At 69.2% G+C, this 19,020-nt stretch carries 20 protein-coding genes; 1 reads left to right on the forward strand and 19 read right to left on the reverse strand.

All coding sequences use genetic code 11. From position 1 onward, the window contains the following. Window positions 1–115: 115 nt before the first annotated feature. A complete protein-coding gene (mobF, locus tag HNP44_RS05135; protein WP_259144788.1) occupies window positions 116–4,795 on the forward strand; it encodes a MobF family relaxase in 4,680 nt (1,559 codons plus the stop codon). Window positions 4,796–4,845: 50 nt separating this feature from the next. Here mobF and HNP44_RS05140 read toward each other — a convergent pair whose 3' ends face one another. From HNP44_RS05140 to HNP44_RS05230, 19 genes are all read right to left on the reverse strand, one after another. Continuing rightward, the gene (locus HNP44_RS05140; protein ID WP_259144787.1) at window positions 4,846–5,697 is read right to left on the reverse strand and encodes a hypothetical protein; all 852 of its coding nucleotides are present in this window, start codon (window positions 5,695–5,697) and stop codon (window positions 4,846–4,848) included. A gap of 56 nt (window positions 5,698–5,753) precedes the next feature. Next, window positions 5,754–6,152: a hypothetical protein gene (locus HNP44_RS05145; RefSeq protein ID WP_259256831.1), complete on the reverse strand. Its 399-nt coding sequence runs from the start codon at window positions 6,150–6,152 to the stop codon at window positions 5,754–5,756. Between the two features lie 101 nt (window positions 6,153–6,253). Then, window positions 6,254–6,544, reverse strand: coding sequence for a hypothetical protein (locus HNP44_RS05150; RefSeq protein WP_259144785.1), 291 nt, complete (start codon window positions 6,542–6,544; stop codon window positions 6,254–6,256). Beyond that, entirely contained in the window at window positions 6,534–7,349 is an 816-nt protein-coding gene (locus HNP44_RS05155) for a hypothetical protein (protein ID WP_259144784.1), read from the reverse strand. Before HNP44_RS05155 ends, HNP44_RS05150 begins: the two co-directional genes overlap by 11 nt. A gap of 59 nt (window positions 7,350–7,408) precedes the next feature. Further along, window positions 7,409–8,038 carry a hypothetical protein gene (locus tag HNP44_RS05160; RefSeq protein WP_259144783.1) on the reverse strand — a complete coding sequence of 210 codons (630 nt, stop codon included), beginning with the start codon at window positions 8,036–8,038 and terminating at the stop codon, window positions 7,409–7,411. A gap of 1 nt (window position 8,039) precedes the next feature. Then, window positions 8,040–8,255: a hypothetical protein gene (locus HNP44_RS05165; protein ID WP_259144782.1), complete on the reverse strand. Its 216-nt coding sequence runs from the start codon at window positions 8,253–8,255 to the stop codon at window positions 8,040–8,042. Between the two features lie 60 nt (window positions 8,256–8,315). Further along, window positions 8,316–8,666 carry a hypothetical protein gene (locus tag HNP44_RS05170; RefSeq protein WP_259144781.1) on the reverse strand — a complete coding sequence of 117 codons (351 nt, stop codon included), beginning with the start codon at window positions 8,664–8,666 and terminating at the stop codon, window positions 8,316–8,318. Between the two features lie 10 nt (window positions 8,667–8,676). Then, a complete protein-coding gene (locus HNP44_RS05175; protein WP_259144779.1) occupies window positions 8,677–9,396 on the reverse strand; it encodes a hypothetical protein in 720 nt (239 codons plus the stop codon). Window positions 9,397–9,556: 160 nt separating this feature from the next. Then, window positions 9,557–10,093, reverse strand: coding sequence for a hypothetical protein (locus HNP44_RS05180; RefSeq protein ID WP_259144777.1), 537 nt, complete (start codon window positions 10,091–10,093; stop codon window positions 9,557–9,559). After that, window positions 10,090–10,644 (reverse strand): hypothetical protein, encoded by a 555-nt coding sequence (locus HNP44_RS05185; RefSeq protein WP_259144776.1) that lies wholly within the window; start codon window positions 10,642–10,644, stop codon window positions 10,090–10,092. Before HNP44_RS05185 ends, HNP44_RS05180 begins: the two co-directional genes overlap by 4 nt. Before the next feature lie 22 nt (window positions 10,645–10,666). Further along, a complete protein-coding gene (locus HNP44_RS05190; RefSeq protein ID WP_259144774.1) occupies window positions 10,667–11,152 on the reverse strand; it encodes a MarR family winged helix-turn-helix transcriptional regulator in 486 nt (161 codons plus the stop codon). Then, window positions 11,145–11,429 carry a hypothetical protein gene (locus HNP44_RS05195; protein WP_259144773.1) on the reverse strand — a complete coding sequence of 95 codons (285 nt, stop codon included), beginning with the start codon at window positions 11,427–11,429 and terminating at the stop codon, window positions 11,145–11,147. Before HNP44_RS05195 ends, HNP44_RS05190 begins: the two co-directional genes overlap by 8 nt. A gap of 53 nt (window positions 11,430–11,482) precedes the next feature. Further along, window positions 11,483–11,839, reverse strand: coding sequence for a hypothetical protein (locus HNP44_RS05200; protein WP_259144772.1), 357 nt, complete (start codon window positions 11,837–11,839; stop codon window positions 11,483–11,485). A 7-nt stretch (window positions 11,840–11,846) separates the two neighbouring features. Then, entirely contained in the window at window positions 11,847–12,407 is a 561-nt protein-coding gene (locus tag HNP44_RS05205) for a hypothetical protein (protein WP_259144771.1), read from the reverse strand. A 34-nt stretch (window positions 12,408–12,441) separates the two neighbouring features. Beyond that, window positions 12,442–13,083 carry an LGFP repeat-containing protein gene (locus HNP44_RS05210; RefSeq protein ID WP_259144770.1) on the reverse strand — a complete coding sequence of 214 codons (642 nt, stop codon included), beginning with the start codon at window positions 13,081–13,083 and terminating at the stop codon, window positions 12,442–12,444. Further along, on the reverse strand, window positions 13,080–14,384 hold the full coding sequence (locus HNP44_RS05215; protein WP_259144769.1) for a DUF1173 domain-containing protein: 1,305 nt from the start codon (window positions 14,382–14,384) through the stop codon (window positions 13,080–13,082). The genes HNP44_RS05210 and HNP44_RS05215 overlap by 4 nt, the downstream gene beginning before the upstream one ends. A 349-nt stretch (window positions 14,385–14,733) precedes the next feature. Further along, window positions 14,734–15,552, reverse strand: coding sequence for a hypothetical protein (locus HNP44_RS05220; protein WP_259144768.1), 819 nt, complete (start codon window positions 15,550–15,552; stop codon window positions 14,734–14,736). Further along, window positions 15,531–17,417 (reverse strand): type IV secretory system conjugative DNA transfer family protein, encoded by a 1,887-nt coding sequence (locus HNP44_RS05225; protein ID WP_259144767.1) that lies wholly within the window; start codon window positions 17,415–17,417, stop codon window positions 15,531–15,533. Before HNP44_RS05225 ends, HNP44_RS05220 begins: the two co-directional genes overlap by 22 nt. Further along, window positions 17,414–18,973 carry an ATP/GTP-binding protein gene (locus HNP44_RS05230; protein WP_259144766.1) on the reverse strand — a complete coding sequence of 520 codons (1,560 nt, stop codon included), beginning with the start codon at window positions 18,971–18,973 and terminating at the stop codon, window positions 17,414–17,416. The genes HNP44_RS05225 and HNP44_RS05230 overlap by 4 nt, the downstream gene beginning before the upstream one ends. Window positions 18,974–19,020 lie beyond the last annotated feature (47 nt).

Here is a 19,020-nt window from a genome sequence, read left to right on the forward strand (position 1 = left end):
CGGCAGTCTCCGCTTCGCTCCGCCGCCAACGACCTCCGTTCCGCTACCACCAAAGTTGTACACACCTCTGGCACTAATAGTGGTTTATGGCGGGTCGGGGTGCCATGATGGGCGCATGATGACCATCCACGCGCTGCACGCCGGGGATGGCTATACCTACCTCCTGAAGGAGGTCGCGACCGAGGATCAGCGACTCCAAGCAGGGCAATCGCTCGTCGACTACTACCAGGTCCAGGGCTGCCCGCCGGGCATCTGGGGCGGCAAAGCCGCAGAGATCCTCGGCGTCTCCGGTGAGGTCCGCGAGGACCAGATGCGCGCCCTGTTCGGCGAGGGCCTGCACCCAGAAGCCGACGCCATGATCGCCAAGTGGATCGACGACCACGGCCAGTCACCCGTGCAGAAGGAGACGGCCCGCCAGATCGTGATCGCGCGCGAAGAACTCGGCCGCGGCCTCACCGAAGGCGAGCACGCCGACATCACCCGCCAGGCCGTCGTCGACGTCTTCACCGAAGAACACGGGCGCCCGCCGGCCAGCGACGACGGCGGTCGCGAGCTACGCAAGTTCCTCGCCCGCCAGCGCGGCTACGACGCCCGTAGCTCCAACCGGATCGCGGACGACGCGATCAAGCACGCCCGCCTGGGCCGCCGCTTCGCCACCTTCAAGAACGACGTCCCGCTCATCGTCGCGACCCGCAAGGCGCTGCGCGACGAGCGCGTCGCCAAGGCCGGATCGCTCACCGAGGCCGAGCGCGCGAAGGTCAAGCACAAGGTCGCGGTCGACGAGTTCACCCGCGAGGTCGGGCGCGCACCAGCCAACGACGCCGAGCTGACCCGATTCGTCGCCGCGCAGCAGTCGAAGGTGCGTCAGCCGGTCGCCGGTTTCGACATGGTCTTCACCCCACCCAAGAGCGTGTCGGTGCTCTGGGGCCTGGGCGACGACGAGACGCGCCGCGCCATCGAGGACGCCCACCACGCCGCCACGCAGGAGGCGATGGACTGGCTCGAGAACAACGGCGCCTTCACCCGCGTCGGCGCCGGGGGAGTGGGCCAGCTCGACGTCAAGGGGATCATCTACAGCAAGTTCGATCACCGCGATAACCGCAACGGAGATCCGAACCTGCACACCCACGTGACCGTCAGCAACCGCACCCCGGGCGCCGACGGGAAGTGGCGCACTCTTGACTCCCGGACCCTGCACAAGCTCGCCGTCTCCATGAGCGAGCGGTACAACACGCACCTGCCGCAGCAGATCCGCAACCGCCTCGCCGGCGTCGAGTTTGAGCCCGTCGTCAAGCGTGACGGGGCGCAGCCCGTCTTCGAGGTCGCCGGCATCCCGGCCGCCGTCCGTGACGAGTTCTCACGCCGCCCGCAGATCGAAGAACGCCTCCGCCAGCTCGCCGTCGAGTACGAGCGCGACCACGGCCGCAAGCCGTCGAAGTCCGTCCAGTACCAGCTTGCTCAGCAGGCAACCTTGGAGACCCGCGACAGCAAGCCGGCCCCGCGGTCGCTGGGCGAAATGCGAGCTGAGTGGGCCGACCGTGCGGACACCCTTCTGGGCGGACCGAAGAAGACGCGCGAGCTCATCGAGCGCGCGCTGGGGCGTGACAGCTCTCGGCGCCAGGAGGTCACCGTCGACCCGGCCACCGCCGATCCGAAGGAGATCGCCGCCAAGGTCGTCGACCGCCTCGCGGACAACAAGTCCGTATGGAACCGCTGGCACGTCGAGGCCGCGGTCCACCGCGCGATCGCCGCCGAAGTCCTCCCCGCCGACGCGACTCCTGAGCAGATCGGCGAGTTCTCCGACCGGGTCACCGAGGCGGCAATGGGGGAGCAACTGTCGGTCCTGCTGACCCCGGTCGAGAACCAGACCCCGGACACGCTGCGCCGCGCCTCCGGCGCGAGCATCTTCACCGTCGAGGGCGCGCAGATGTTCACCAGCGCCCGCGTCATCGGCACCGAGAACCGTCTCATCGAGGCCACCAAGACGCCGGTCGCCTACATGTCGACCGACGCCGACTTCGCCGCCGCGCTCGCCCTCGTCCGCGAGCGGGAAGGATTCGAGCCCAGCGCCGAGCAGCAGGCCTTGGCTCGCCACTTCACGCACACTGGGACTCTCCTCGCGGTCGGTGTCGGTCCCGCCGGCACCGGCAAGACCACGTCCATGAAGCTCGCCGCCGAGGTCTGGCAACTCGGCGGCGGCCGCGTCGTCGCGCTCTCGCACCAGGGCGCCGCCGCTGACATCCTCGCGGCCGAGATCAGCAGCCCCGGACGCAAGATCGCCGGCAACACGATCAAGATGCTCGAGCTCGGCCGCGTCGACGTCCGCGCGGGTGACATGCTCCTCGTCGACGAGGCCGGCATGGCCTCCCGCGACCAGCTCGACGGCATCGTTGCCCTGGCCGCGAGCAAGGGCGCCGTCGTGCGGCTCCTCGGAGATCCGCAGCAGCTCCCGTCGATCGAAGCGGGCGGCACCCTCGGTCTGCTCGCCGCCGCGACTGACGCGCCCTCGCTGCGCGAGGTCCGCCGATTCAACAACCCCGAAGAGGGTGACATCACCCTGCGGTGGCGCGACGGCGACACCTCCGTCGTCTCCTGGTACCACGCGAACGATCGCATCATCACCGGCCGGATGGACGAGCTGCCCGATCTCGTCTACGACCGCTGGAGGCAGGTCGAGGCCGACGGGAAGATCGGGCAGATGATGGCGCCGACCAACGAGCTCGTCACCTCGCTCAACGCGCGGGTCCTCGCCGACCGCCGCACCGCCGACGACCAGCCCGACCGGCTCCGTGACCGCGTGCGACGTCTCGGCCGGCCCGACCGCGAAGCGACACTCCGCGACGGGCTCACCGTCCGAGAGGGCGACCGCATCACCACCCGCAAGACCAAGTACAGCTTCCGGCTCACCGGTAGCCGAGAGCCCGTCCGCAACGGCCACCTGTACCAGGTGAGCCGCATCCACGCCGACGGTTCAATGACCGTGACCCGGCTCGATCGCAAGACCCGCGAGGCGCGGCGCAAGCCCGAGAAGACCACCCTGCCGGCCGACTATGTCAAGGACTTCTGCGAGGTCGGCTACGCCAGCACCGTCAACGCCGAACAGGGCGACACCGTCGACGTCGGCCTGGGCATCGCCCAGCCCGGAATGAACCGGCAGCAGGCCTACGTCGAGACCACCCGCGGCCGCGACGAGAACCTGCTCTTCGTCCCGACGGACGCGCTGATCGACGTCGACCAAGAGCGGCCCGATCCCGAGATGGACCCGGCCGACGCACTGCTCAAGCAGATCATCGCGAACGACGGTGCGCCGCTCTCCGCCGCCGAACAGGCCGACCTCGAGAAGGTGAAGATCCGCGCCCTGGACACAACCATCCCGGCCTACGAGTACGTCAAGGACCGCCTGGACCGCCAGGCCATGCACGCGACCATCACCCGCGCCCTGGACGGCACCACCGACGACCCGAAGGGCGCCGCCTGGGAGCTGATGAACGAGCCCGCATGGTCGAGCCTGCAGCCCAAACTCGACCGCGCCCAGCGCATGGCCGGCGGCGACGCCAACCGCCGCCACGAGCTCGTCACCCGGCTCATCACCGAGACGTGCATCGACCCGGCCCAGCAACGGGCCAACACCCTCGCGGTCGCCAGGATCCTCGCGGCGACCAACCTCGCACCGACCGACGGCCCAGCTGCCGCGGGCGGCGCCGGCACGCAGGCCGGCGCCATGCGCGCGCTCGCCCTGCAGAAGCTCATCGCCGCCAACATCGATCCCAATCCCCGCGGGACGATGGCCGGCGCCGAGAGCCCCGCGAAGGTCCTCCACTACCGCCTGTCACTGCTTCAGGCCGCGGACCGTCGCAAGGCCGCGGCCTGGCTGCAGGCCAACCGCGAACACCTCGTCGAGCAGCTGCCCGAGCTGGCCTACACCGCCACGCAGGCCGCGAACGTCCTCGCCGCAGGCAAGGCCGAGCTGGCCGCGCACCAGCAGGACGCGATCGACGCCGTCGACGTCCTCTCGCGCCAGCCCGTCCCCGGCGTCGCCGTCGCTCAGCTCGCCGAGCACACCGCGCCGCCCGAACCGATCATCGAACGGCCCGAGCCGGAGGCTCCCGAGCCCCCGGACCCTGAACTCGACCTCGATCTACCGCCCCAGGAAGAGCCCACCGCCCGCGACGACGGGGCGCTGCCACCGGCCCCGCACACCACCGACGCCGACTTCCTGGCCGTCGCGTGCGACGACGCGGAACGCCGGCGCGTCGCGGCGACCGCCGGCCGAGACCCGATGCTCCCCACGTGGGTGACCGACCCCGGGCGTGCGCACTGGGACGGTGGCGACCAAGAGCTCATCACCTGGCAGAAGTACCAGCACGACAAGATCGCCGCTCGCACCCAGGAGCTCGCCGACCAGATCGCCACGCGGCCGCCCGAGTGGGCCAAGCCCTACGGGCCCGCTCCGGCCGAGGACACCAACGAGCGCCGCACCTGGGACCGCACCGTCGGACAGATCGCCGCGTGGCGCGAACAGCACCGCCTCACGCACCCGCGCGATGCTCTCGGAGCCAAGCCCGCCGGCAGTGAAGCACGCGGCCACTGGCAAACCCTCAGCGACCAAGGCCGGCGCCTCGAGCAGCAAGCCGCCGAACGTGCACGCCGGGCAGAGGAGCAGCGTCGTCGGGAGCAGGCCGCACGGGCCGAGCAGGCCCGCCTCGAGGCCGAGCGCCGGCGACTCGAACAGCAACGAGCCCAGCAGCGTCCCGGTCCCGGCGCCGGCCCGACACCACGCGGACCCCGCATCTGACCGCGGTTCGTCCGTCGCGAGGCGACGACCCGGTCACCGGGGCGAAGAAGTCACGCGCGCGATGCCCGCCTCGGGATCCCGTGCTTGTCCCGGGTCCAACCCGGCGGCGCCGATCGCTCCGCGCGCGGGCCGCTCTGGATATGCGGCCACACCACGAACATGCCGGCAGCGTCCTTCGGCGGGGAGAGTGAGATCACCTTTCCATCCGCGCCCTCGCACGCCACGACATTCTGCAGCGATCCAAGCTCCCGTTTCACAGCCGCTTTCGTAATGGGGTTATTGGATCGCCATCCGTCGACGTCTGACTTATTCCGTCCGGGAGCCCCCGTGGCCAATGCCCACCCGGACTTGTACGCAATCCAAATCTCGTCCGAACTCGTTCCCAGCCACACTTTGTCGCGGATGTCTGAAACATGCATCAGCGGATAAACGCGCGGCCCTGCCGACTCCAGATTCGGTGAGGATTCGACGGCGTCAGCGACATTCCATCCGAACCGGGCGTCCTCATCGAATACCGCGAGGAGCAGCTGCAGCTCGACCCCCGGATGCTTCCGAACGTAGTCGACCAGCCTCTCCTGCAGAGAGCCTTGCGGCTTCCGCGTCTCGGTGACCACGAAGTCCTCCAGGCCGTTCTCCTGCAACGTTCTGTTGCGGTAGAACACCGCCGCCTGCCGCGGGTCGGTGCCGTACCAGCGGTCGATGTCGATGCCGGCGACCGCGGCCACGTCCGCGAGCGGAAGATCGAGTTGCGCTGCCACCTGGTCGTTGCTCATCCGCCGGCGGAGCACGATCACGGCGAGCTGCTGGATGTCCGCGCTGGCTTGCGCCCACGCGGCCGCGTGCCCGCGGCTCTCGTTCAGGGCTTTCACCACGTTGACGGTGCCCGGGGTCTCAGCGTCCATGCCCGCGAATATACCGGCCTCACCTGCTGCGACAGGCCGTCGCCAGCGTCCCGGGTCTACAGTCCGTCGTCGCCGGCCACGCGGAGCGCATCGACAGGAAACCAGCCAGCGATCGCCGCGGCGTCGACGGTGCGCCGGCGGCCGCGAATGCTCACCTCGGCGCTGTATCCCGCCGCGCCGGCGATTCGACGGTACGGCCGTTCGATCTTGATCACCGTCGGCGCGGCCGCGCTCTGGGTTCTGACCACGATGTCGCCGGCGCGAAGACTTGCCGGTGCCGCGATGCGCTCCGCCCGCGTGGCCATCCAATCCGCCAGGTCCTCGTCCTCGATCCCCAGCGCCGCGGCAAGCTGGTGAAACGACACCGCGGTATCGCCGAGCGCGTCGACCACCGCCGCGATCTCGTCCTCATCGGTGACCGCGCGCCGGATCCGGTCAATTCCGTCTGAATACACCCGGCCAGTATCGCCGATCAGGCACTACGTCAAGACGACCAAGGCGAAGCCGGTCACCATCAGCGCCAGGGCGATCGCCAGGCGCGCCGCGGCGTGCGGCGTCATCCCGCGGACACCCTGTCGCGGACCTCACGGAGCCACGCGTGCGTGCGCTGCAGGCCGTCCTCCTCGTCCTGCAGCCCGCCGTCGAGGCCCCACAGGTCATACGCCAGCCGGAGGGTCGTCGACTGCTCCGACTCGTCCAGCTGCGCCAGGACCTCCGCGTCGTCCAGGACGAGCGCGACGATCGCGGCCTGTCCCGTCGACCACACCCACTGAAACTCAGGCCAGCCGTGAGTCCGGACCAACTCGACTCGCTCGACGACATCGGCCGCCAGCTGCTCACTCTTCACGGTATGTCGCCTTCCCGGCCTTCCCGTGCTCGATCATCTTCTGAAGCATGATGATCTCCCGCAGCTCCGCGTCGCCGGCGGACCTGCGCGTCTCGTACAGCATGACCAGGTGGTGCGCGATCGCCTCGACGGTAGCCCTGCTCTCCTGCAGGATCCCGCGCGCGCGATCGGTCGCCGCGATGATCAGCCCGTCCGCCGTCATCGCCCCGTCGTACCCGTCGGGACGGTGCCCGCACGACAGCAGCGCCATCGCGTGCTGCCACGCCTTCCCGAAATCGAACGACGACCCACCGTCGCGCTCATCGCGCTCGAGGTCGATCACGTTCCCCGCGACGCTCGTCACCAGCCACGCCCACTCGACCTCACCACGCGAACCGAGCGGGAACATCCCGGACACCTGGCCGCCGCTGTTCCCTCGCGGGTTGCAATCCGCTGACCTGACGGTGCCGCCCATCGCGATCATCACGTAGGCATGGGCAGCCTCGTGGTGCGCTCGCCGGTCGATCGACATCGGGCCGACGTCCTCGGCCGGCGCGGCCACCGCCTTCGGGAGCGTCGCCCCTGAGACCGTGGCCACCGCGGCGCCAAGGGGCGCCGAGGCGCGATAGATGGGGAGCGGACGTCGCCGCTCGATCCGCACCGCCCAGCGAAGCACGAGCACGCCGAGCACGCCGACTCCCAACCAGGTCACACCGGCGCGCGACTGGATCGCCCGCCACACCAGGTCGGCACCGTCGGAGATCCAGAAGCCGGCCGCCACCATCGCCATGACCGCCACGACCAACGTGGAGAAATGCCGCGACACGACGCTTATCACTGCGCCGAACCGGCGCGGCCGAATCTCACCGGACAGGATCGACGCACTCATGACACCCTCTCTGCATCTTCCGATTTCGCGCCACCGCGCGCGGCGGCGTCACGCTGTTCGCCGTGAGCCTCCCCGCCTTTTGCTGCGAAGTGCCGTGCCCCTCGCGGTACGACCAGCTCCACGATCGTGACTGGAACAGCGAGCCCGCAGGCAGTGAGCGTCGCCAGCCTGCCGACGTTCCCCGGCGGGAATTGTGTCGCTGCGACCCACGCCACCCCGCCCGCCACCAGCACCACCACGCCCAACATCAGCAGCGCCCGTCGAAACGCCCTCCGGGCCTCGTCCTCCGTGCCACGGGCGCCCACCACCCGGCGCACATACGGCCCCGGGTCGTTCAGGACTCTGAGAAGCATCACGCCGACGATGTTCGCGCCGACCAAGAAGAACCCCGCGACGGTGGGAATCATCGACTCCCAGTAGCCGGTGAACCAGAGCGCACCAAGAGCCAGACCCAGCCCCGCCACGGGAAGGATCTTCAGCCACGTCGGTACCGCGCCAGGTTCGATTCGCCGCGCGCTCATCACCGCCAGGGCGCCGATGAGTAGTAGCCCCGACCCCGCAAGGAGATACGGCGCGATGTCCGCATACTGCTCCAGATCCACCAACGGCGTCACCTTGGTACTCACGCTAGGCCAGCCAATAGTCAAGGTCTGCGCGCACATTCGGGTGAATCACCGTCTTGCTCGATGCCGACTCGTCCACGAACTCGATGCTGAGGTCACCGGGCTCAGCGTTTCCGGGATCGGGGGGCCCGATCTTCGTCACGATCAGCGTCTCGCCGTGAGCCCCGCGGACTCGGTCTCCGACCACGAGTTTTGCGGCCTTGATGGTGGTGTTGGTCATGCTGTTCCCTTTGCTCGTTGGACGATGTGCTGCGCGTGTGAATCTCGGGAGAGGAACTGATCAACCCGGCCGGTGATCGGCTGGTTGTTGGCGCTCTCGATCGCGGGCTGCAGCGGCTTGGCGTCGATCGCCAGCAGGTGCGTCGCCGATCACCTCGCCACCCACGTCCACGAACATCCCGGCGGCCTCGATCGCGTCGATCTTGGTCCGCACGTCTGCGGGGAGCGCAGCGCGGTTCAGCAGCTTCCGGTGCTGCGGCTTCGGTAGAGAAGTCGGGCCGAGCTCCCAGGCCCACGTACGGCCCTCTGAGACGGCCTGTAGCGCCGCAGCGCGACGCTCCGGGCTCACCGCGTCGAGCGACGGGGCCACCACGCTCTCCGTGGGGATGAGGCTCTTGGGCGTCTCGTCCATGATGACCTGCTTATCCTTCTCGGCCCTCGTCGAAGGTCTGGATCCACCAGCCCTCGGCGGCGGCGAACCTCCAGGCTCCGTGCTCGTACGTCGTGCCGTCGGCCACGCCCTCGGGGAACCCGAAGTGCTCGTGCGCCCAGCTCGCCGGGATCCGGCGGTACCACGTCAGCGGATGCGCCGGCGGCAGGAGCCGCTCCGCTCGGACAGAGGGAACGAGCAGGTCATCCGGGGTGAACTCCTCCGAGAACTCGTGCAGGCGCTCCCGGGCGTCCGTCTCGAATTCCGCCATCTCCGGGTCGAGGCCTCCAGGGAAAGCAGGCTGCAGAGCGGCCCAGATCGCACCGAACGTCGGCCGTGGCCAACCAGCATCCTCGAACTGGGCGATGACGTACTCGCAGTAACGCGCGAGCAGCGCCAGGCCCTCGTCGGGATCGACGTCTCGCACCCACGCGATCACCATGCCGATCGAATCGCCGGCGTGCCGCAGGATCCACCGGTCACCGGGATCGCGGAACCGCGCGCCGTTCTCGATCCGCGCGCGCAGCTCGCGCGCGGCCTCAGCTGCCGTCGACCGCAGGAGCGTCTTCATCACCTGGTCCCGCAGCGGTAACGAGCCCCACGACGGCGGGGCCAGCACCGCGGCAACCGTCGCGCCCTTGGTGATGTACGTGGGCCTACCCGTCGTGGCCTCGTCGACCAGGTTGTTCAGGTTCGAGCGCGCGTCCGTCACGGACCGCATCCGAGAAGCGTTAGTGATTCGCACCATGAGGCAACCCTACCACCACGTACCGAATTCGCGCGTGTTTCCAGTACGTCTTTCAGTACCGAAAAAGAGCCGATAACTGGTATTACGTAAACTACCCAGCTCAGAAGGGGTGCCCGGGGCGCGCTCAGCGTTCATGCTCACGCTCGTTCGTCCGTTCGCGTGCTCGACGGAGAGCGCGTTCGTGCGCCTCCGCTGCCGCACGTTGACGAACCTGGTCCTTGGTCGGGAGCGGTTCGCCGTCGCGCTCTTTGTGGCGGCGTCCGTGGTTCCGCATCACCAGCTCGCGTTCCGAGTCTCCGTCGTCGGGTACCTCGCTTGCCGGCGGCCCGCTCGCGACGAGCCGGCCGAAGCCGATCACTCGCAGTTTCATCTCTAGCGGCGCCCACCCGTTCTCCGCGAGGCATCTCCGTAGGTACGACGCCCCGGGCCAGCCGCCCAGGAAGTCCAACGCCGCCTGCAGCCGGTCCTCGACCAGCGCGTGCAACTGCGTCACGGATGTCGCCCCGCGGTAGTCGAACTCGAACTCGTCGAGCATCGCGAAGACTTGCTCGCCGGTGCCCGGGCGCACCGGCCGGTCCGGATCGAGCAGCTCCGCGTCGAGCTCGTTCGCGATCCGCCGGCGCGTGAACGCGTCCAGCGGCGGCGTGCTGCCGGGCGTCATCGGCGGCGTACCGCGGCGCCGATCGCCGCGCCGATCCCGCCGCAGAAGACGATGCCGAATCCGACGATGAAGATCAGGACGATGAGCGCCTTCCCTCCGTCGATCTGGGGCTCTCCGAAGGACGTCTTCTCGGCCGCGCTCTGGTACATGCTCGCTGCCATCAGCAGGAAGACGAGGAACCCCCCGATCGCGCCCACCACGGCGCCGAGGATCCCGCCGAGGAGGGCGTGCGATCGCCGAGCGGGCCGGGCAGGCATCATCGGTGCACCCGCGGTCGGCTGCCAGGCCACCGGTACCAGGTAGTGCACGAGCATTCCGCCGATGTTGATGCCCGGCGCGTGGTCGAGCAGGGCGGGGTCGAAGCACATCACGGTGCCGGCGGGATACGGGGTCTGGCTCGCGAACAAGGCCCGACGACCGTCGGGGAACTCCACCGGCTGCACGCTCGTGTACACGAGGTCGGTGGTGCGCTGCGCCGGCGGAGCCCCGGCGACGCGCGGAGGCCCCGCCGGGGAGGATGCCTGCTGTTCAGGCGATGCAGCGTTGGACATGGGGTTGGTCTCCTCGTTCGATCTACTCGACGACTTCCCTCATAGTGTGGGCCACATCACCGACACGCACTGCGGGACCTCTGTCCGATTCCAACATCGCCTCGAGGATGCCGACCGCCCGGCGAAGCGTCTCCCGGTCCTCGTCGGTCATGTCGATGAGCTTCTGGCGAAGCCACTCGTCCCGTGTCGCGGCCTCGCCCACGATCACGCGCTCGCCGGCCTCCGACAGCTGGACGACGACCTGGCGGGCGTCCGAGGGGTGGGCGGTCCGGACGACGAGCCCCAGAGCGCCCAGAGCCGCGATCACCCTGGTCATCGTGGGTGGGCGCACCCGCTCGCGTGCTGCGAGCTGCCCGGGGGTGAGCGGCCCGTCGTTCGCCAACGCGAACAGCACGGATAGCTGGGGCAGCGAGACCGTCGATTCTCCCGTGCGTGTGCGCAGGTACCGGGCGAAACGAACGGTGGCCAGCGCGAGATCCCCGGCGAGCCCGCCGGCGGACTCACGCATCGTCATCACCACGGCGCCAATCGACGGTGGGGATCCCCAGTCGCCGCCCGCGAACCCTATCGACCAGCACGAACGCGTACAGCGCGGCGCCCATCAACGCAGCGGTACCGAAGGCGACGAGAAGAAGTTCAGCCGGGCCGCCCGGTGCAAGCATGTAGCACCCGCTGGGATCGGAGGGCGGAGGGCACACGCCTTTCCAGTCCCACGATCCCCAGGTCCAGAACGCCACCCCTACCGCGATGATCACCGCACAACGGCGCATCAACACGCGGCGCACGCGGCGACGGTGGTGGTCCGTGAGACGAGCGTGCTCGTCCGGGGCAGGGGATGTCATGGCCCGATGTGGGATAGGTGCCACAGACCGTCCTTGGTCCCTCCGACGGCGGCGGTCGAGCTTGCTCCGCCGTCCGGGCCGATGCACGTCAGGGGGTAGCGAATCAGCTCCACTCCCCTCGGCGTGACCGCGAAGAACTCGTACACGCCCCCGCGGGCGGCCTTCGTGGCCTCGCACTGGGCCTGGGTGTCGTGCACGCTGCACAGCGTCTCGATCCAGGCGCCGTGTGCGATGTCCTTCTTGCACGCCGGCAGTGGGCCGGCGGCCGCCGGCGCCGCGGTCACCGCGGCCGCGCCTCCCACGATCAGCACGACGGTGCTCGCCGCGGCCGCTATGCCGCGCCTGGTCCTCATCGCCATCTCAGTAGTCCTGCACGACGTTGGTGTTCACCGTCGCCCGCCCCAGCGCGTACAGGACGCCGGCGATGGCCACGACCAGGAGCGAGTTGAGCAGTCCCGTCGAGATCCACGCCTGCCAGGTGCCGAGCGCGCCGCTCACCCAGGCCCACACGAGGAGCACGATCACCGCGCCGCCGGCGAGGCAGCCGAACACCAGGCCCGGGCGCGCGGCGCTGTAGACCAGCCCAACCAGCACGGCCGCGGCCACGAGGGTCAGCAGGCCCGTGCCGATCGCCGCAGACTCCGGGTCCCGGTGCAGCACGGCGCCCGCTGCCGTGGCGGGCAGGTTGTTCGTCACCGTCACCAGTGCCCACGCGATCGCGCCGGCCGCGACCGCCACGAATGCCGCCGAGACTGCGAACCTCGAGAGGTTCATCGGCTGCGGCTTCGGCGGTGCGCCCCATTGCGGATCCTGCCGAGGATCGGGGCGCTCCTCGTAGTCACGTCGCAGGGCGGGGTCGGATCCGGTCGAGTAGGTCGAGCTATAGGCCCGGGTGGGATCGTTGCTGTCGTACGGGTTCATGATCTCTTCTTTCGTGATGCGGTGCGGTCCTGGCTCACGGCCAGGTGATGGTTGCGTTCTGGAACTGCTGGCTGAACTTGCCGTCCGGAGTTCGGGTCTCGTCGCTCGTCGGGTAGCCGATCTTGGCGATGCCGCCGGCGGTGTCGAATTGCCGCTTGATTTCGCCCCAGACGGCGTGAACGCCCGTCGTGGGGCTCCAGTAGACCGATCCGCCCTGGAAGTCGTTGTAGGCGCCGAGGACGACTTGCTGCCAGTTGAGGGCGGGGATGTTCGCGCGGGTCTGGCGGCGCTCGTCGCTCACCGGGTACCCGAGAGGTCCGGTCTCCCAGCCCTTCGAGCCCCAGAGGTCGCGAATCGCGCCGCCCACCTGGTGGGCGTTGCCGCCGTCGGCGGTCGGGCTGAAGTAGAACGAGGTGGCCTTCGTATCGAACTTCTGGAGGCGCCCGCCCCGGCGATCGGGCAGCTCCGGCGTCGTCGGCGGGCCCCAGCTCGCCGTGCCGCCGGTGGCGAAGAAGCTGGTCTCGATCCGGCCCATGACCATGAACGCGCCGACCTGCTGGTCCGCGTTCGCGGCGCCGGGGGTGATCGCTGCGGCCGCGGCCAGGCCGACGGTGAACGCCGCAGCGGCGCACCGTCGACGGCGCACCGTTCGGGGTGTGTTGGAGGTGATGTTCATCGGTCCTGCCTTTCATCGGTGGGGGTGGTGCTCATGGGGCGACTGCTCGACCGTCCGGGAGAGGGCAGGTCGGGCATGTAGTCGGAGGTGATGTCCCAGTGCCACAACTGCATTCCGGACTCTTCGGTGAGCTTGGTGAGGTCCGCCGGCGCACGCGTGGCGTCGGAGATGTGGCACACCGTCGCCGGGGTGGAGTCGGTCAGCGTGAGCGTCGCGATCGACTGCTCCGGCGGCAGGTTGTAGCGCAGGCTCACGGTGAACCGGCGGTGCTCGTCGACGGCGACCCGCAGCAGGTGCTCCGGGTAGATCCCGTCGACGGGCAACCACTGGTCGGTGACGGCCATGACCGCGGCGCTGTGGAGTGTTCCGACGCCGGCGTTGCCGACGCTGAACGTCCCGATCAGCATCAAGTGCCCGTGCCGGTCACCCTCCTCGAGCTCGAGGTTGGTCGCGAACCGCTCCATCTCGACCGGGAAGCGTTTGACGAGTTGCGGCACGAGGCCTTCGGGCGCGATGAAGGGCAGGTCGGGCAGGTGCTTGAAGATGATCCGGTGCCCGTGAGCGGCGGGCTCGATCGTTTTGACCTCCGCGATGAGCAGCATGTACCGGGCGGGCTTGCCCGGCGCCGGCGGAAGGGCCGGCTGCAGCTGTCGCAGGCGTCGCGCGGCGAGCAGGTGCCGCTGGTCGGCGTTGTACGGCTCAGGGGTGAACAGCCGGCCGCCCAGGCCGACCTTGCCGACCGTCGTGTCCTCGGCCGCCTGGCGGAGGTAGTACGAGATGACCTTCCACGATCGTTTGCCCTGCATCGCAGGGGACCAATGCGTGAACCCGGCCTCGTCCCAGAGATAGTGCAGCAGCCCGCGCAGCGTCAGTTTCGACGGGCTCGGTGTCGCATCCTTGCCCGCACCGTCGCCGGCCGACGGTGGCGGCGCCGATCGCGAGCTCGCGCCGAGGGGAACCGCCAGGCGGAGCGCGGTCGCCCCGTCGTCGGTTGTGGCGATCGCCCGCCCCGTGAGTGGGCCGCGGCCGGACACTGCCTCCGGTGGCGCCCAAGACGCGCACGTCGGGTCGTGCAGGTGTCCGGTGTCGGGCATCCGCTTGATGGTGTATCCGGTGGATGTCCGCGCGATGTACATCCCTACTCCCCCGGGCGCTGCGCGGCACAAGCACACCGGGCGCACGTGCTCGCGGTGTGCGGCCGCGATCAGCGCCGCGGGTAGATCCCCCACCCTGTCGAACGTGCGGTGTCCCAGCCGGATGCTTTGCGCTGTCTGGGTTTTGTGCTGGAGGTGGGTCGTCATGATCTCTCCTTGAGGGAGGTTGGTGGGTTGGTGCGGTCCGCGGCCGAGTCGTCTGCAGAAGCCCTCGCCGGGCGTCGTCTCGTCGGTCCCTTCGGGGGTGGCGCAACGGTGATGTGGGTTTCGTGCCAACCACTCCCGCGGGCCCGGCGACGACGCCGGCAGTAGCCGATGGGCGTCCAGGGCGACGAGCTCGGCCGCGGACCGCACCGTGGCCACGCTCGGTCGGGTCGGGTATCAGGTGCGAGCTGACCCCCGGCACGACGCAGCGTGACCAGATCGGGGCGCCGTGCCCTACCGCGCCGCGCCGCCCTGGTCGGGCTGGTGCGGTGCGGTCGGGCCGGCGCGTGGGTCATGGCCTCTCGCCTCCCCCGCCGGTGGCCTCGCCGCGCGGGCGATAGCTCCCTGACCTGGCATCATGCGTCCATACCTGGCCCGCGTACTCCGCGTCCGGCCACATACCGACGCTCTGGTCGTCGGCGCCGTGCACGACGCGCGCCGCGCCCTCAGCGAGGTAGGCGGCCATGTCGGCCGACGGGATGACCTCAGCCGCGGCAGGCTCGCCGGCACCGTCGCTCGAGCTGGGCGTCGGCGCCGCCGTACCGGCCGCCGCGGCCGAGGCCTTCAGGAAGGCCTCCGCTCGCTCGTCTCGCACCGACGGTGTGGCGCGGCTCTCGATGTCCGCGGCGATCCAGTCAGGCAGATCCGGGTAGAGATCGACGATGTGGCCGCGGCCGCATTCCTTCGGGTCGTGATCGTGTGGGCCGATCTTGTTGGCGTCAGCGATCAACGGCCAGAAGAACGTCCGATGCCAGTACGCCGCGGCCGAGGTCTGCTGCGCAGCCGCGTACGCGATCGGAGCCTGGTCCTCGATGGGCGTTCGCTGGTGCGCGGCCAACCAGGCCTCCATCAGCGCGGTCAGTTCCTCGATCCACGCCCCGTGACGAAACCAGCACGGCGGGATCTTCTTGTCCTCGAGCTGGTAGCGATGGCGGAGCCAATCGACCCACTCGACGAGTTCGACCCACAGCTCGTCGGCCTCGTCGCGCGATAGGTATGCCCAGCAGAACCGTGACGGGATCACTTCTGGCGGGGTGTGCGCGAGCAGTTGCGCGGCGCGCCGCTGCGGTGCTCGGACCGCGGCCGCGGTCACCGCCGGCCGCCGTTCCACGGGGTGAACGGCGCGATGAGCTTCTGGCTCGACTGGAAGCCGGTCCCGGGGACCTTCTTCTTGCCGGCGCGCACGTCCTCGAAGAGACGCATCGACGATTCCACGCGCGCTTTCGAGTCGGGGAAGTCCCAGACCGAGGGCACGTGCAGCAGGATCGGCCGGGCGGCTCGCGGCAACATGAACGCTTGCCCCTCGTCCATCGTCCGGATCTCGGAGTCGTACATGACGGGCCGCGTCTGCAGCGTCGAATGCCCCGTTGCGTCAGCGACCCACTCCCGCCGCGGGCCGCTCAGCTCCTCGAGCGACTTCAGCTCCGCCGGATCAGCCAGGCCCGGCAGGATCACCCGGACGGGCGAGTTGATGGTGAACATTTCACCCTGGGTCTGGCCCCACCGTGCGATGTTCTGCAGGCGGTTGTGCACGTACGCCCAGATGGAAATGCCGGGCCCACCGCTGTCGGTGATGAGCGACGGCAGATCCGGGATCGGGGCGACGTTGTTCACCTCGTCGAGCACCATCCGCATCACGGGATCGAGCTGCAGGCCGGGCCGACGCTGGGATTCTTCGTAGGCGAGGTGATGCATCTCGTTCGCCAACGTCGATACGTACGGCGCCGAGGACACGGTCTTCTTCCCCGAGGAATGCAGGTAGAGCGTGTTGTGGCTGCCGTCGAAGAGCAGCTCGCGGAGGTCGACGCTCTCGGACTGCGGGACGTCGAGCATGCTCATCAGGGCGGGATCAGCGAGCGGTGCCAGCACCCGCGCCGCGGCGCCGATCATGTCGTCGGTGGAATCCGAGCCAGAGTGGAGGATCTGTTCGAGCTCGTCGGCCCAGTCCTCGCGATCGCCGGCCTTGAGGATGGAGAGAACCGTGGAGTTCGAGCGCCGGATGACCCACTTGCGGACCTCCTTCATGCCCTTCTCCTCCAGGGCTGCGGCGTGGATGTAGCACCGGAGGAGGTCCGCTGCCTTCCCGTCCCAGTAGGACGAATTCTTGGTGCCGTCCATCGGGATCGCCTGCACGAGTGCGTTCGCGCGGCGGATCGCGGTCTTGGGGTCGGTGCAGCCGCCCATGATCGCCCAGCGCAGCTGTTGCGGCCACCCGGTGATGTTCTCGAGGTCCATGACCTCCACTCGGCCCATCGCCGCCCGCTCTTCCACGGTCGCAGCGAGAACGTCAGCACGGGTCGTGGTGACGAGAACGAACCCTGGCGCGTCCCAGACGCGGGGAACGACGCTGCCCCAGGTCTTGCCGGAGCCCGTCGGACCCTCGGTCATCACGCCGTCGCGGTGCTGGACGAACACTTCCGGCCGATCCGGAAGCATGTCGTTGCGGCCGATCATCACCGCCTCGCGGTACGGGTCGATGGCGTTGGTGTCGACGTCCTGCAGGCTCTTCCGGGTGCGCTTGGCCTGGGCAACGGCCTTCTCGCCGGTGAGCTTGCGCCGCTCCATCATCTTCTCGTCGGAGAAGCCCTCCTGGGCGACGCGGCGGCGGGACAGGCGTCGGTTGTTCGCGTTCCATGCGTACGCGCAGAGCGCCAGCCACCCGAGCAGCGCAGCGAACAGTGAGCCCCACACGAGCGCCGCGGGCGCATCGAGGGGCTTGTTCTTGGGCCACGCTGCCGACGGGTTGCTGAGCACGTCGGGCGTGACAAACAGGCGTTTGAGAACGCCCAGGATCTCGCCCAGGCTGAGCGGGATCAGACCGTTCCCGCTCAGCAGGCCGGCCAGCAGCGTGCCGGCGAACATGGTGAACGCGAGCCCGCCGATCAGGACCAGGAACGGCGCCAGTTCCCACGGCACCGAGGACCGCGACGAGGGCGGCGTCAGGGAGGACGGGCCCGAGTCCCGCCGACCGCTCATGCGTGGGCCTCCGCATCCATACGCTCGGCGGCCGACCACAGCTCGCCCGTCACCGACCGCCCCGTGATCACCTCATCGGTATCGGTCCAGACCACTTCCTGCGGGGAGCGCACGTGCTCCATGACCACCGGCGCCGCGGTGCCGATCTTCGCCAAGCACACGCCGCGCGGGAGGTTCATCAGGATGTCGATCGTGCCGGGCGGGAAGTCGAACATCTCGCAGACCTCGCGCGCGTCCTTCGCGCGGCCCTGCCGGTAGCAGAAGATGATCCCGTTCTCCTTCATGATCGACTGTGCGGCTGAGCCTTCGGGGAAGTCCGAGGGGCGGTGGAAGGTGGTCTGCGTCGCGAGCGCAAGGCCGCGCGAGAGCTTGAGGTTTCGGCGCACCAGCGCGCCGGTCGTACCGTCGGCGACGTGCCACGCCTCCTGGATGTCCTGCACCGTCTGCAGACGTTTGCGGGAGCGTTCCAGTGCGATGTTCGACACCAACGTGTTGAGCACGGTCATCACCACGCGAATCGCCGGGCCACCCTCTGGGAGGCCGGATACATCGAAGTGCACGAACGGGTGCTCCAGGGCCTCGGTCACGTCGTCGGTGGTCTCACCGTCGACGAGCCCCCGCAGGTCGCCCTCGCACATGCGGTAGAGGGCCAAGCCGGGGTCACGGCCCCAGTCCAACGCCCGCTCGGACCAACGGCCGAACATCCTCATGTCGTCCGGATGGGGATCGAGCAGCCGCTCTGCGAGCTTGGGCACCGTCGGGACGTTCCTATCGGTGCGCTCGGCCGAGACGGCCAGCAGGGCAGCGTTGAGCGCCGAAGTCTCGGTCTCGGACAGGCCGCGGCCCATCGCGTCCTCCAGGACCGCCTTGACCAAGGTCTGCTGGCTCGACGGGGCGTTCGCGCCCAGGTCGGCGGACGAGGCCACGATCATCGGGTCCAGCAGGTTCAGTCGGGTACCGCCGGCGCCGAACCGGACGCTGTTGACGCCCAGATCCCGGGCGAACTTGCTCAGCTCCCCCTCGCCGGCTTGCGGCTTCTTGTCGAAGTTGAACACCTTGCGGTGCAGGCTCAGGTGCCGCGCAATGTTGGTGATCATGATCGAGGTCTTGGCCACGCCGATGTCGCCGATGGCCGTGCTGTTGATCGACTGCAGGTTCGCGCCGTAGAGCGCGAAGCCGTCCGCGATGACCGGTGTGCGGGTCGCCAGATCGACACCGCCGATCAGTCCTCGTAGGTTCTCCGACCGACGGAACTGTGCGAGGTTCAGGGCCTCGCCTTGTCGGGTGGTCGTCAGCTGCGGTGTGGCGCGGGGCTGGTACCAGCCCCACTTGTCGAGCGTCCGGTTCCGCTTCGGGGCGTCGAACAGGGACTCCCAGTGCCGCACCATGTCCGGGAACTGCGCGGGAGGAACTACGGGGACCCCTTCGCGCTCGTCGTCCTCCGGGCGGTCGAGGACCGCTGTCGCTGTGCCGCCGCCGCGGCTAGCGTGCTCGTCACCGGCGGTCTCCCGTTCGAGGGCGGCGGCCCTTGCCTTGATCTTCCGAGAGCGGAACATGGTCTCTCCTGGTCTTGAAGTGCGCGTGCGTGTTTGGTTGTCTTGTG

Source organism: Tsukamurella ocularis, from assembly GCF_024807615.1.
Lineage (GTDB): Bacteria > Actinomycetota > Actinomycetes > Mycobacteriales > Mycobacteriaceae > Tsukamurella > Tsukamurella ocularis.

What these genes read in the sequence shown, in the direction of transcription:
- HNP44_RS05230 (WP_259144766.1), bottom strand. Translation starts at nt 18,973, where the DNA reads ATGTTCCGCTCTCGGAAGATCAAGGCAAGGGCCGCCGCCCTCGAACGG.
- HNP44_RS05180 (WP_259144777.1), bottom strand. Translation starts at nt 10,093, where the DNA reads ATGACGCCCGGCAGCACGCCGCCGCTGGACGCGTTCACGCGCCGGCGG.
- HNP44_RS05225 (WP_259144767.1), bottom strand. Translation starts at nt 17,417, where the DNA reads ATGAGCGGTCGGCGGGACTCGGGCCCGTCCTCCCTGACGCCGCCCTCG.
- HNP44_RS05190 (WP_259144774.1), bottom strand. Translation starts at nt 11,152, where the DNA reads ATGCGTGAGTCCGCCGGCGGGCTCGCCGGGGATCTCGCGCTGGCCACC.
- HNP44_RS05215 (WP_259144769.1), bottom strand. Translation starts at nt 14,384, where the DNA reads ATGACGACCCACCTCCAGCACAAAACCCAGACAGCGCAAAGCATCCGG.
- HNP44_RS05210 (WP_259144770.1), bottom strand. Translation starts at nt 13,083, where the DNA reads ATGAACATCACCTCCAACACACCCCGAACGGTGCGCCGTCGACGGTGC.
- HNP44_RS05140 (WP_259144787.1), bottom strand. Translation starts at nt 5,697, where the DNA reads ATGGACGCTGAGACCCCGGGCACCGTCAACGTGGTGAAAGCCCTGAAC.
- mobF (WP_259144788.1), top strand. Translation starts at nt 116, where the DNA reads ATGATGACCATCCACGCGCTGCACGCCGGGGATGGCTATACCTACCTC.
- HNP44_RS05200 (WP_259144772.1), bottom strand. Translation starts at nt 11,839, where the DNA reads ATGAGGACCAGGCGCGGCATAGCGGCCGCGGCGAGCACCGTCGTGCTG.
- HNP44_RS05205 (WP_259144771.1), bottom strand. Translation starts at nt 12,407, where the DNA reads ATGAACCCGTACGACAGCAACGATCCCACCCGGGCCTATAGCTCGACC.
- HNP44_RS05170 (WP_259144781.1), bottom strand. Translation starts at nt 8,666, where the DNA reads ATGGACGAGACGCCCAAGAGCCTCATCCCCACGGAGAGCGTGGTGGCC.
- HNP44_RS05165 (WP_259144782.1), bottom strand. Translation starts at nt 8,255, where the DNA reads ATGACCAACACCACCATCAAGGCCGCAAAACTCGTGGTCGGAGACCGA.
- HNP44_RS05185 (WP_259144776.1), bottom strand. Translation starts at nt 10,644, where the DNA reads ATGTCCAACGCTGCATCGCCTGAACAGCAGGCATCCTCCCCGGCGGGG.